Source organism: Dryocola baronae (assembly GCF_051297175.1).
Taxonomy (GTDB): Bacteria; Pseudomonadota; Gammaproteobacteria; order Enterobacterales; family Enterobacteriaceae; genus Dryocola.
In genome coordinates, this window is the sequence record NZ_JBINNY010000001.1 from 1,807,372 (window position 1) to 1,820,677 (window position 13,306).

Annotated in this window: 8 protein-coding genes, 2 tRNA genes and 1 pseudogene; 5 read left to right on the top strand and 6 right to left on the bottom strand. The window is 57.1% G+C overall.

Going from position 1 to position 13,306, the window contains the following annotated elements; genetic code table 11:
* The first annotated feature begins 1 nt into the window (after window position 1).
* Both ACSPHG_RS08415 and ACSPHG_RS08420 read left to right on the top strand, forming a co-directional pair.
* Window positions 2-3,187: a multidrug efflux RND transporter permease subunit gene (locus ACSPHG_RS08415; RefSeq protein WP_435953030.1), complete on the top strand. Its 3,186-nt coding sequence runs from the start codon at window positions 2-4 to the stop codon at window positions 3,185-3,187.
* 125 nt (window positions 3,188-3,312) lie between these two features.
* Window positions 3,313-4,233 (top strand): alpha/beta hydrolase, encoded by a 921-nt coding sequence (locus ACSPHG_RS08420; protein ID WP_435953031.1) that lies wholly within the window; start codon window positions 3,313-3,315, stop codon window positions 4,231-4,233.
* Between the two features lie 187 nt (window positions 4,234-4,420).
* Here ACSPHG_RS08420 and ACSPHG_RS08425 read toward each other — a convergent pair whose 3' ends face one another.
* The 5 genes and pseudogenes from ACSPHG_RS08425 to ACSPHG_RS08445 form a co-directional block, all read right to left on the bottom strand.
* Window positions 4,421-5,071: a hypothetical protein gene (locus ACSPHG_RS08425; RefSeq protein WP_435953032.1), complete on the bottom strand. Its 651-nt coding sequence runs from the start codon at window positions 5,069-5,071 to the stop codon at window positions 4,421-4,423.
* 650 nt (window positions 5,072-5,721) lie between these two features.
* Window positions 5,722-5,946: pseudogene (locus ACSPHG_RS08430) on the bottom strand (GNAT family N-acetyltransferase); the annotation flags it as partial.
* A gap of 73 nt (window positions 5,947-6,019) precedes the next feature.
* Window positions 6,020-6,095 (bottom strand) — tRNA-Asn (locus ACSPHG_RS08435).
* 131 nt (window positions 6,096-6,226) lie between these two features.
* Window positions 6,227-8,008, bottom strand: coding sequence for an aminopeptidase P family protein (locus tag ACSPHG_RS08440; RefSeq protein ID WP_435953033.1), 1,782 nt, complete (start codon window positions 8,006-8,008; stop codon window positions 6,227-6,229).
* Between the two features lie 57 nt (window positions 8,009-8,065).
* Window positions 8,066-9,526, bottom strand: coding sequence for an AMP nucleosidase (locus ACSPHG_RS08445; RefSeq protein ID WP_435953034.1), 1,461 nt, complete (start codon window positions 9,524-9,526; stop codon window positions 8,066-8,068).
* Between the two features lie 229 nt (window positions 9,527-9,755).
* On the opposite strand from ACSPHG_RS08445, the gene ACSPHG_RS08450 reads away from it, so the two are divergent.
* A complete protein-coding gene (locus tag ACSPHG_RS08450; RefSeq protein ID WP_435953035.1) occupies window positions 9,756-11,402 on the top strand; it encodes a methyl-accepting chemotaxis protein in 1,647 nt (548 codons plus the stop codon).
* Between the two features lie 165 nt (window positions 11,403-11,567).
* Entirely contained in the window at window positions 11,568-12,575 is a 1,008-nt protein-coding gene (locus ACSPHG_RS08455) for a zinc-binding alcohol dehydrogenase family protein (RefSeq protein WP_435953036.1), read from the top strand.
* 71 nt (window positions 12,576-12,646) lie between these two features.
* On the opposite strand, the gene ACSPHG_RS08460 is transcribed toward ACSPHG_RS08455, so the two are convergent.
* Window positions 12,647-12,722 (bottom strand) — tRNA-Asn (locus ACSPHG_RS08460).
* 191 nt (window positions 12,723-12,913) lie between these two features.
* Between ACSPHG_RS08460 and ACSPHG_RS08465 the strand changes: the two genes are divergently transcribed.
* Window positions 12,914-13,276, top strand: coding sequence for a copper resistance protein (locus tag ACSPHG_RS08465; protein WP_435953037.1), 363 nt, complete (start codon window positions 12,914-12,916; stop codon window positions 13,274-13,276).
* The last annotated feature ends 30 nt before the right edge of the window (window positions 13,277-13,306 follow it).

Genomic DNA, 13,306 nt, shown 5'->3' on the forward strand with positions numbered 1-13,306 from the left:
CATGCTGTCAAAAATCTTCGTTGACCGTCCGATATTCGCCTGGGTCATCGCCATCGTGGTGATGCTGGCGGGCGTTATCGCCATTAGCCAACTGCCGGTTGAGCAATACCCCAACGTCGCGCCGCCGCAAATCACCATCCGCACCAGCTATCCCGGCGCGTCGGCGGAAACCATTCAAAATAGCGTTACCCAGGTCATCGAGCAGTCGCTGGTCGGCATCGATAACCTGCTTTATTTCAGCGCGTCGTCCAGCTCGCGCGGCCGCGTCACGCTTAACGTGACCTTCAGCAACGGCGTGGACAGCGACATTGCGCAGGTGCAGGTGCAAAACCAGGTTCAGCAGGTGCTCTCCCGCCTGCCGCAGGAGGTGCAGCAGCAGGGCGTCGAGGTGCGCAAAGCGAACCCCGATAGCCTGCTGATCGTCGGGGTCTATGACGAAACCGACACTATGACCAACATCGACGTGGCGGACTATGTCACCTCGTCGCTACAGGACGTGCTGGGCCGCGTGCCGGGCGTGGGCGACACGGACGTTTACGGCACGCAGTATGCGATGCGCGTCTGGCTTGACCCGATAAAACTGCGCAGCTTTCAGCTCGTTCCCGCCGACGTCATCGCGGCCATCCGCAGCCAAAACGCCGAGGTGGCGGCAGGCCAGATTGGCGCACAGCCGCAGCCCGCGGGCCAGATGCTTAACGCGTTGGTCAGCGCGCAGTCCCGACTGCGAACGCCGGAGCAGTTTCGCGGCATCATCCTTAAAACGCAAAGCAGCGGCTCCGCCGTCCGGCTCGGCGACGTCGCCAGAATTGAGCTTGGCGCGGAAAACTACGACGCTCTTGCGCGCATTAACCGCCACCCCAGCGCGGGGATCTCCATTATGCTTTCCCCGTCGGCGGATGCGCTGACGACGGCGGAGTTGGTCAAGGCCGAGGCGCAGCGCGTCGCCCGCGACTTCCCGCCGGGGCTGAAGCTCGTTTTTGCCAACGACAGCACGCGTTTTATCGAACTGTCGATTAACGAAGTGGTAAAAACGCTGCTCGAGGCGATTGCGCTGGTGGTGCTGGTTATCTTCCTGTTTCTCAGGAGCTGGCGGGCAGCCTTCATCCCGGGCGTGGCGGTTCCCGTCGTGCTGTTGGGCACCTTTGCCGTGCTGTGGCTGGCGGGGTTTTCTATCAACACCATGACGCTGTTCGCGCTGGTGCTGTCCATCGGCCTGCTGGTGGACGATGCCATCGTGGTGGTCGAAAACGTCGAGCGCATCATGGCGGAAAACCCGGGCATCACGCCGCGTGAAGCCACCCTGCGCTCGATGTCAGAAATCGGCATGGCGCTGGTTGCCATCGCGCTGGTGCTGTCGGCGGTCTTCGTGCCGATGGCCTTTTTCGGCGGCTCGACCGGGGTTATCTATCGCCAGTTTTCGTTAACCATCGTCACCGCCATGGTGCTGTCCGTCTTTGTGGCGCTGATTTTAAGCCCGGCGCTGACGACGACCCTGCTCAAATCTCACCGGCCAACGCTGCCACCGGTGCAGGCCGGCAACGGTGCTTTAAGCCGGGAGCGGTCAGCGATGGGGGAGCAGGCGGCGCGCGTCTCGATGGCGGTTCTGGCCTGGTTTTTACGCACGGTACGCGCGGTGATTGCCTGGCGCTGGCTGGCGATCGGCCTGTATCTGCTGATAACGGCGGGATTCCTGTGGCTGTTTTTACGCCTGCCGTCCGGCTTCTTGCCCGCCGAAGATCAGGGGCGCGTGATGCTCCAGTACCGCCTGCCGGGAGGCGCGACGCTTGGCCGCACGGCCGAGGTGCAAAATCAGCTCGATGAGTATCTCCTGACGGCGGAAGCCAAAAACGCTGAAACCGTCTTTTCGGTCAGCGGCGGGGGCGCGACCGGCGGGCAGAATACCGGCATGGGCTTCGTCAGCCTGGCCGACTGGGCGCAGCGGCAGAACGAACGCGACGGCGCGGAAAGCATCGTGAAGCGTATTTCTGGCGAATTTGCGGGCTATCAGGACGCGCGGGTATTTGCATTACTCCCGGCCCCGATTCGCGGCCTGGGGGATACGGGCGGCTTCACCTTTGAGCTGCTCAACAGCAGCGGCCTCTCCGCGCAGGCATTTCGCGAGGCGCGCGACAGGCTGCTGGCGGCGGCGCAGGCCGATGCTATGTTAAGCGCCGTCCGGCCCGTCGACCTGCCCGATATTGCCACTCTCCAGGTGAACAGCGATCCGCTGAAGCTGTCGGTGCTCGGGCTAGGCCAGCAAAGCGTAAACGACACGCTTTCCGCCGCGTGGGGTGGGGTTTACGTCAACGACTTCGTCGATCGCGGACGCGTAAAACGCGTATACGTTCAGGGCGACGCCCAATGGCGTGACGATCCGCAGGCGCTTGCGCAGTGGTACGTCAGAGGCGAACAGGGGCAGATGACGTCGCTTGCGGCCTTTACCACGACCGCCTGGGCGCAGTCGCCAACCAGCCTGTCACGCTTCAACGGCGTCCCGGCGTATGAAATCCAGGGCCAGGCCGCGGCGGGGTTCAGCTCCGGCGAGGCGATGGACCGCATGGAGGCGCTGGCCCGCGAAATCCCAGGCGTCAGCGTCGCCTGGTCAGGACTGTCGTATCAGGAACGGCTGTCGTCCGGCCAGGCAACGCTGCTCTACGGCCTGTCGATTTTAGTGGTATTTCTGTGCCTTGCCGCGCTGTATGAAAGCTGGTCGGTGCCGCTTTCCGTGCTGATGGTCATTCCGCTGGGCCTGTTCGGCGCGGTGACGGCGGTGACCCTGCGCGGCCTGATTAACGACGTGTACCTGCAAATCGGCCTGCTGACGACGATGGGGCTGGCGGCCAAAAACGCCATTCTGGTGGTGGAGTTCGCCGAACAGGCGGAGCGCAAAGGCATGTCGGTGACGGACGCCGCGCTGGAAGCCACGCGCCTGCGGATAAGACCTATTATGATGACCAGCATCGCCTTCATCCTGGGCGTGCTGCCGATGGCCTTTTCCAGCGGCGCGGGGGCCGAAAGCCGCATCGCCATCGGCACCGCCGTTATCGGCGGTATGCTGGCCGCCACGGCGCTTATCGTGTTTTACATCCCGCTGTTCTTTATTCTGATTCGGCAGGCCGCGCGTTGGCCGGGAATGTTTCGACGGGGAGATGTTCGCGGTAAGAGAAACGATGGGTGCGAGGGGTGATATCAATCCATAAATTAGCATTACGTCATGTTTTAAATGCTGATTTAATGAACTTTAATATTTTGCTCGACGATTTATACTCTCGTTTTCGCTGTTCAAATGATTTTCAGTTAAGGAATAACCTTATGGCCCTGGAACCGGCAATAGCCAAACTTGTTGATGATTTTATCGCGGCAGGCCGCCCGTCATCCCGTCATCAGACATACGAAGAACGTCGTGCCGGATATGTTGCCAGTACGGTTTTAGCTGGAGATATTGAGCAGCGTGTGCATGTTGAAGACAAAATTATTGATGGGGTTTCGATTCGAATCGTATCCCCGTTAAAGGGGGAAAAAAAGCTGCCAGCGGTCATCTATTATCACGGCGGCTGTTTTGTGAGTGGCGGTTTTTCAACGCATGACAACCAGCTGCGCCAGCTCGCCTTTCTGAGCGGTCACCGAGTTATCGCGGTGCAATACCGATTAGCACCGGAGCATATCTATCCCGCCGCGCATGACGATGCCGAAAATGCCGCTAATATCATATGGCAATATGCGGAGGCGTTACATATCGATCGTAACCACCTGACATTAATGGGGGATAGCGCGGGCGGCCACCTTGCGCTAATAACGGCGCTTCGATTAAGAGATGCTCGGCTTTGGCTGCCGCAGCAGCTGGTACTTATTTATCCGATGCTGGATGCAACCGCATCATCGGAAAGCTATAAGCTCAACGGTAGCGACTATGTGATAACGAGCGATACGTTACTGAGCGGTTTCGAAGCCTATTTCCCTCATGTCGAGGCCGCTCATCCAGAAGTCAGCCCATTAATAAATGGTGATTTTTCCGGGCTTCCGCCAGTGCATATTGTCACAGCAGAATACGATCCCTTGCGTGATGAAGGTGAAGCGCTATTTGAGAGAATGACTCAGCAGGGGGTAAATTGCACGGCACAACGTTACCTTGGCGTAATTCACGGTTTCTTCCAGCTTGGTGGTATAAGCCAGACGGCACGTCATCTTATGCAGGATATTTGTACGCTTATTCGTACGCTGGAAAGATCGTAATATCACGAGGCTTTATTATCTACTAACCAGAAAGCACCGTTCGGGCAGTACAAGAAAGAGGGCGGGCTTTAAGGATTAAATCCACATTGGTTCAATGATTAGAGTTACGCGCTTTAGGGCGCGGTTTTTGATGATACTCGTTTTGCCATTTGGGCTGGCAATGGTTTGAAATGATTTGACTTTGAAATCATTTGTGATTACGACTCTCATCATTGAGATTAATAGTCCATGGTTCCTGATGACCACTTTTAATCCTGAGTATGTAATCATTAACGAGTAATTTGGCATGAGGTGCCATTTCATAAAATTCTTGGAGAACGCAAATGAAATTAGTTTCAAAATCTATTGTCTGTGGTATGTATTCTGGGGTGAAATGAATTTGACGCCCTGCAAGTGTTTTAATATGGAATTTTTTACCAATTACGGGGTTTGTGTCCAGAACGTTAACAGCAATTTCGAATGAACCCTCTAAAGGTAGGTGTAAGGCATACCACTGGTATTTATTATGATCTTTGATTAAATAATCTATTAAATCAGAGGGTGGTAAAACCTTTAATTCTTTAGTGATTTTGTTGAAGTATCTTATTATTAAGTAGCGCTTAAAAATAGCCATTAAAAAGACGACAATAAATAAAATGTTGAATGTATTCATCGCTACTAATGCAAACCACATGCCTGCAGATAAAGATGGAAAAGAAGATGCTATAGTGGAGCTTATAATTACAGAAAAAATAAGTGTAAGATTCTGCCATTTAGATTTAGCTTTTACAAACTTGATTGCGAAGGCAATTAATGCAATGCCTCCAATGCTGTAAAAAAATAATAAAGATCTTTCCATTTTCACGATCCGATTTTTATATGAGTTATAAGTTTTATTTTTCTGAGTAAATGTGATGTTACCACAATGGATTTAACAATGTCATTAGTTGCCGTAATTATACTGAATAAAATTCACAAACTATGCTTGTCTCATAATTCCTCTGAATTTATCATGCTTCAAACACTGCATTTTATTTATGGTTGGGGGTGGATTATGTAAGATAATTATAGCAGTGCAAGCTGGGATTTTTAGGGGGAGATGAATTTTATATCGGTGGTTAATTAGAAGGCAATGAATTAAAAAAACGCAGTTTTTAAAAAAATCGCAGTGATTTGTCTCGATTACTATACCCATTTTTATCAATTAAACGCTAAAGCAGCTACGTGATTAGAGTGGAGTTGGCAGGAGAGATGTGCAGGGGAAAGAATATAAAGTTTTATTAAAGTCTGCGTGAGACTCTCAGCGAGATTGGAACACGGCCTTCCAGCCAGCATTCAATACAAACAAAAAAGTTCGTCCGTTTCTTGTTGTAAGGAGTTTGTAGGCCGCTTAGATGCATCCTCTACTTCATAACAGGGTTCATCATGAACTTTACCTCCAAAACAAACCGTTTCTGATAGCAAACGAACCGGAGCTACTCAATCACTGCACCACCCCGAACCGGGAGCTTATTTTAAGCTCTTGCGCCATTCATTTAATGTCAGGCAGAAAAACAGACTCGGTGGCGCATCTTTTACATCATGAATCTCTTTAATAAATTGCAAACCGGTTTTTTGCAGTACTTTTTGCGAAGCCAGGTGATTTCCTCTCACGATGGCAGATATCTCGGGGAGTTTTAAATCCTCAAATTCATATCTCATCGCTTCTGTAGAGAATTTTGTCGCCAGGCCTTTGCTAAGGGGAACGGCAGTAGGAAAAAGCAAACGCAAAAAAGCCCGCTTAGTTGCCTAAGCGGGCTTTCGAATTTGGCTCCTCTGACTGGACTCGAACCAGTGACATACGGATTAACAGTCCGCCGTTCTACCGACTGAACTACAGAGGAATCGTGTGAACGGGGCGCATAGTATCGAGGTGCGCTGGGGTTGTCAAAGGTAGTTTTGGCTTATTGTGTTTGATTGCTGATTTATCCAGCAAATCGCGGAAAAGGGCCGTCTTTTCACGGCCCTTTATGCCTTAACCCGCCAAACGGGTGCGAACCGGCGCGGTCGCTTCGATTAGCCACGGGCGCGCTTCGCCGCTGACTCGCGGCGACAGCGTTTCGCGAACCCGCAGATGGTAGTCGTTAAGCCAGGCTACATCCTGCTCGCTTAACAGCTGCAAATCGACGGCGCTGAGATCGATGGGGATGAGCGTCAGCGAGGCAAACCTGCAAAAACCGGGCTTCGCGGCGACCACTTCAACCTGATTTTCGATGCGGATGCCGTGGCTGCCTTCCAGATAATAGCCCGGCTCGATGGTGATAATGTTGCCCGGCAGCAGCGGCCACGGGTTCACTTTCTTCGCCATGCGGTGCGGGTTTTCGTGGATCAGCAGGTTGTGGCCGACGCCGTGACCGGTGCCGTGATCGTAATCCAGCCCCAGCTCCCACAGCGGGCGACGGGCGAAAGCGTCAAGCTGGTGGCCCTGCGAGCCTTGCGGAAACTGGAGCGAAATCAGCGCCAGGAATCCCTTAAGTACGGCCGTGTAGTGCAGGCGACGGTCGCTATCCAGCGGGCCGAAGCTCAGCGTGCGCGTGGCGTCGGTGGTGCCGTTTGCGTACTGTCCGCCGGAGTCGTTGAGGTAGAACTCGCGGGCGACGATGGCACGGTTGGTTTCCGGCGACGAATGGTAGTGGCACATCGAGGCGTTGCTGCCCGCCGCTGAAATAGTGGCAAAGCTCTGCTGCTGGAAACTGTCGCAGCGCTGACGGAAGGCGAGCTGCTTTTCCTGCGCTTCCAGCTCGGTGATCGGGTTACCCGCCGCCTCGCGCAGCGGAACCTCGTGGCTCAGCCAGGCGAGGAAGTTCACCCACGCCGCGCCGTCGTCCACGTGGCACGCGCGATAGCCCGCCAGCTCGGCTTCATTCTTACTCGCCTTCAAGAGCGTAATCGGGTCGGCGCGCCATAAAACGCTGCCGGCGCCTGCTTCCACCGCAAAGCGTGCCGCGACCGGGGCGTAATCGCCGTCGAGCCAGATTTGCTTTCCGGCGGCGATCTGCTCGCAGCGCGTCAGGAATTCATCCGGGCTGGAAATCGTTACCGAGGCCAGGGCTTCCTCGCCCAGCTCGCGCAGCTTTTCACGGGCGACGAACCACTCGACGTCGCCGTTTTGGCCTAGCAGCGCAAACGAGAGGGGAACCGGGCTCATGGCAATGTCCGCCCCGCGCACGTTCAGCAGCCAGGCGATGTTATCCGGCTGGGTGATGGCGAGGTAATCCGCGCCCGCTGCCGCAAGCTCGCGCGCCACGCGCTGGCGCTTAGACGCTGATGATTCCCCGCTGATCTCTTCCGGCATTGCCGCCACCGCGCCGCAGGGAGCAGCCGGGCGATGCGGCCAGATTTCGTTTAGCGGATCGTCGTGCTGCGCGACCAGATCGCAGCCGCTGGCGCGCAGGCTTTCATACTGGCTGTTGACCATCAGCTGCGGCTCGAAGGCAATGCGCTTCCCGGCGGACAGGTTGTCGCGCAGCCACAGATGAACCGGCTCGTCGTGCAGGTGGTGGATTTCAAACTCGTCGAGGTTGACCTGATGACGGGCCTGCACCTGATAACGGCCGTCAACGAACAGCAGCGCGCGGTCGGCGAGTATCAGCGCAAGTCCGGCGGTGCCGGTAAAACCGCTGATAAACGCCAGCTTATTGTCGTGCGGCGCGCAGTCTTCGCTTTGGTGCGCGTCGGCGCGAGGGATAAGCATGCCGTCCAGCTCGCGTTCCTTCAGCAGGCGGCGAAGCGCGGAAAGGGGGGAAGTCGGTTGCATCGGATGTCCTTGTTAGGTTTTTCGGCGGACGGCGCAGGCGCATGTCCGCCGTACAACTTAGCGGAATGGCGGCTCGTTAAAGGTACGCAGTTTGCGCGAGTGGAGCTTTTCGCCCTCCGCGCGCAGCAGGTCAATGGCGCAGATGCCGATTTGCAGGTGTTCGGAAATCGCCCCTTCGTAGAAGCGGTTGGCCTGGCCCGGCAGCTTGATTTCACCGTGCAGCGGCTTGTCCGATACGCACAGCAGCGTGCCGTACGGGACGCGGAACCGATAGCCCTGGGCGGCAATGGTTGCGCTTTCCATATCGATGGCGACCGCGCGGCTAAGGTTAAAGCGCAGCGCGGAGGCGGAATAGCGCAGCTCCCAGTTGCGGTCGTCGGTGGTGACTACCGTGCCGGTGCGCAGGCGCTGTTTGACCTCTTCGCCCGGCATGCCGCTGACCAGCTTGGTCGCATCGTAGAGCGCGCGCTGCACCTCGGCGATGCTTGGGATCGGGATGTCCGGCGGCAGCACGGCGTCGAGCACGTGGTCGTCGCGCAGGTAGGCGTGGGCCAGCACGTAGTCGCCGATCTGCTGGCTTTCACGCAGCCCGCCGCAGTGGCCGATCATCAGCCAGGCGTCGGGGCGCAGCACCGCCAGGTGGTCGCAGATGGTTTTGGCATTCGATGGGCCGACGCCGATGTTAATCAGGGTGATGCCGCTGCCGTTTTTGTCGATCAGGTGCCATGCGGGCATCTGGTGCTTCTTCCAGGCCAGATCGGAAATCGCATTCTCCGGCGCTTCCGTGTCGGCGGTCAGCCACGCGCCGCCCGCGCAGGAAAGCGCGACGTACGGGCTTTCCGGGTCGAGGATCTGCTGGCAGCCCCAGCGCACAAACTCATCCACGTAGCGGGTGTAGTTGGTGAACAGCACGAACGACTGGAAGTGCTCGACCGGCGTGCCGGTGTAGTGGCGCAGGCGCGCCAGCGAGAAGTCCACGCGCCGGGCGTCGAAGTGGGACAGCGGGTAAAACTCGGTGGGGTGGAACAGGCCGTCCGCCGTCTCGTCGCCAATCTGCGCCAGCTCGGTGGTCGGGAAGTGGCGGGGGAGATCCGCGCTCATCGAACGGTCCAGCGACAGGCTTGAGCCGTCAATCACGTACGGATAAGGGATTTCGTGCAGCGACGGGCCGACTTCAATCTGCGCGCCGTAGTCTTCGTACAGCAGCGTAAGTTGTTCAGTAAGGTAAGGGCGGAAGAGCGAAGGGCGGGTGATGGTGGTGGTGTAGCTGCCGGAGTGGGTGAAGCGGGCGTAGGCCCTGGTCTGCTTCGCCGTTCGGGCGGTGCCGTCCCAGCTCACGCGCAGTTCCGGGTAAACGAACAGCCCGGAGGCGCGAGCCAGGGTATCGGGCAGTTTGCCCTCCTTCGTGTAGGCGGCGATGGCATCGCGCAGGGCGCTCACTGCGGCTTCATAAAGGGACTCGAGTTTATCCAGCGCTTGCTCGGGCGTAAGCCCCTGATGAGTAGCGTCTTTGTTCATTTTTTTCTCCTTAGTCCGGGCGGGCCGGCGACGACGCGGGTCGGGCTAGTATGTCATGCCATTCGCAGAACGGAAGAGGGGAGATGTAGCGTAGATGTAAAAAAATAGCCCTAAAAATCCAGCCGAAACAAAATTAATCATAAATTAATAATCGCCGGAGGTAATCGTGCCGATAAAGGAGGTGTACCCGTAATTTTCGGGAATTGTGTGTAATTTAGAAGGAAAAAGTATGGGTATTTTGAAAAATTTTACGATTCGCGCGGTAATGCTTTGGGTGCTGGGGATCTTCTGTCTGATGTGGTCGGGCGTGGGGCTGTTTACCGTCAGCGCGCTGACGCAGCTGGGCAAAGGTAACGACGTCGATCGTCAGCTTGTGGCGCAGATGAACACGCTCAGCCACGGCAACGATCAGTATTTTCGCTTTATTACCCGCCTGTCGCGCGCGCTGGAGGCAAAGGCGGCGGGCGAAAGCGCTGATTTCGGCCCCGCGCAGGAAGCGCTCGACAACATGGCGAAGCAGCTTACCGCGCTAAAATCCGTCTCGCCTGGCCCGATGGATGCGGCGATTTCCGCCGACGTTATCGACAAGTGGCAGCAGCTGCTGGATGCCGGTGTGATGGTGCAAATGAGGCTGGCGCAGCAGGGTTCGGCTGACTATCGCCACCAGGCAACCCAGGTTACGCCCGCGCTGAGCCGCGCGTTCGGTGCCAGCAGCGCGAAGTTTACCGCCGCCGCCGACCTTAAGCTTGGCAAAACCCGCGTCACCGTTGACCATCTCACGCAGCTTACCAAAGTTATCGTGGTCATCGCGGTGGTGCTGGGGCTGCTAATCCTGCTGTTCACCGACCGCTATCTGGTGCAGATGCTGGTGAAGCCTATCGAGCGCATCCGCCATCATTTCCAGATTATCGCCAAAGGCGATTTGAGCCAGCCGGTGGGGCGCTTCGGCCGTAACTGCGTGGGCAAACTGTTCCCGCTGCTTGATGATATGCAAAACAGCCTGCGCGATGCGGTCAGCGCCATTCGCAGCGGCACGGACAACATCTATCGCGGCGCCGCGGAAATTTCATCGGGCAACAACGACCTTTCTTCACGTACCGAAGAGCAGGCCGCCGCCCTGGAGCAGACCGCCGCCAGCATGGAAGAGCTGACCGCGACGGTAAAATTCAACGCCGACAACGCGCGCCAGGCAAGCGATCTTGCCGAGAAAGCGTCCATTACCGCCAGCCGGGGCGGCAAGCTGGTGAATGATGTGGTGGTGACGATGGCCGGAATTTCTGACAGCTCGAAGAAAATCAGTGAAATCACCAGTGTTATCAACAGTATCGCCTTCCAGACCAATATTCTGGCACTCAACGCGGCGGTAGAAGCGGCGCGTGCGGGTGAGCAGGGGCGTGGTTTTGCGGTGGTCGCGGGCGAGGTTCGCAACCTGGCAAGCCGCAGCGCCGGGGCGGCAAAAGAGATCGAAACGCTGATTGCCGATTCGGTTGCCCGCGTGGACAGCGGCGCGGCGCTGGTGAGCGAAGCGGGCAACACTATGAAAGAGGTGCTGAAGGCCGTTTCCGACACCACGGACATCATGAAGCAAATTGCCTCCGCGACGGACGAGCAGAGTAAAGGGATTTCGCAGGTCGGCGTTGCGGTGGGCGAAATGGACACGGTGACCCAGCAGAACGCGGCGCTGGTTGAGCAGATTTCGGCGGCGGCAGCGGCGCTTGAGGCGCAAACCGTTTCTCTGCAGGCGGCGGTGGCGAAGTTCCATCTTGCCGAGCGGCACAGCCCGGCGGTGAATCACCGCCCTAAGCCCGACGGCAGCAAAAAAACGCTGACGGCAAAACCGGCCGTCGCGGCAGCCGACGACTGGGTTTCTTTCTAACCCTCAACGGCGGGTGGCGGCCTGTGCCCCGCCCGCCGGTTCAATCCTCCCACCTTAACCCTTCGAGGATAAGTGTTGTCCTCGTCGCCCGGTTTTTCGCGTTTCCGCCACCTTGTACCATCATTTAACTGACCTGATGATCTCATTAACTTTTTCGGAGCCGATATGAAAGCCATCGCCATAACCCGTTCAGCCGAAGCGGGCAGCAACCTCGACGCGCTGCAGGATATCACCGTGCCGCAGCCTTCGGCCTACGGCCACGATCTGCTGGTGGAGGTGAAAGCCATCTCCGTAAACCCGGTAGACACCAAGGTTCGCGCCGGGTTTAGCGGCGGCGAACCACGCATTCTTGGCTGGGACGCGGTCGGCGTCGTGGTCGAAACGGGGGAAGCTGTCACGCTGTTTAAGCCGGGTGATGAAGTCTGGTACGCCGGTTCCCTGACGCGCCCCGGCAGCAACGGCGAATTTCAGCTGGTGGACGAGCGCATTGCCGCGCTGAAGCCAAAATCCGTCGATAACGCCGCGGCCGCCGCGCTGCCCCTTACCTCTATTACGGCGTGGGAAATGCTCTTCGACCGTCTGGGCCTCGAGGAAAACGGCAGCGATAACGATGTACTGCTAATCGTCGGCGCGGCGGGCGGCGTGGGTTCCATCCTGACGCAGCTTGCCAGCAGGCTCACCAACGCCACGGTTATCGGCACCGCTTCCCGCCCGGAAAGCCAAAAATGGGTTAAGGAGCTTGGCGCGCATCACGTTATCGACCACAGCAGGCCGATTACCGAAGAGCTGAAACGCATTGGTATCGAGCAGGTGACGCACGTCGCAAGCCTAACGCATACCGACCAGCACTATCAGCAGCTGATTGACGCGCTTATCCCGCAGGGCAGGCTGGCATTGATTGACGATCCGGCAAGCCTCGACGCCCGCCCGCTGAAGGTGAAAAGCATTTCCCTGCACTGGGAATTTATGTTTACCCGCTCGATGTTTGAAACGAGCGACATCATCGAACAGCATAGGCTGCTGACCCGCGTGGCGAAGCTTATCGACGATGGCGTGCTGAAAACCACGCTTGGCGAGCACTACGGCAAGATCAACGCCGCAAACATCAGGCGCGCCCACGCGCTGCTGGAAACCAACCGCGCGGTCGGCAAGATTGTGCTGGAGGGGTATTAAAGTAGGGCCTTACAGACTGAGGCAGAAAGCAAAAAGCCCGCTTAAGTTTCCTTAAGCGGGCTTCTCTAATTTGGCTCCTCTGACTGGACTCGAACCAGTGACATACGGATTAACAGTCCGCCGTTCTACCGACTGAACTACAGAGGAATCGTGTGAACGGGGCGCATATTAACGGCGTGAAATCGCCTTGTCAAAGCCTGAGATGAGCCTTTTGAATCGTTTGCCGATAAAACAGGCAAAGCCTTTAATAAATGTTGCCCAGACATAACTTTACAGCGCAATGATTGCCAATTCGGCCGCAGTCATTAAGATAAGCTCGGTGAATAGGTGAGGGGTTAATGGTCAAGCGACAGCGTCTGGGTTTGTGGTTTCTGTGTCTTGCATGTGTTGTGGTGCTGGTTTGCACCGCCCAGCGCATGGCGAGCCTGCACGCGCTGCAGATGGAAACGTCCAGCCTGGTTACTGCTCAGCCTGATGCTTCGCAAACCGATGCCGAGGCGCCCGTTACTCCCTGCGAGCTAAGCGCTAAGTCTCTGCTTGCCTCGCCGCCGGTCATGTTTGAAGGGGCGATCCTCGCGCTGTGCCTGCTGCTCGCGCTGCTTGCGCCCGTGCGGGCAACCCGTCTGCCGTTCTTCCCCCCGCGAGCCGTCTCGCCGCCCACGCTTAGGGTGCATCTACGCTTCTGCGTCTTCCGTGAATGATAACTCCGCAGTCCCCGGCTGTTAGTTAAT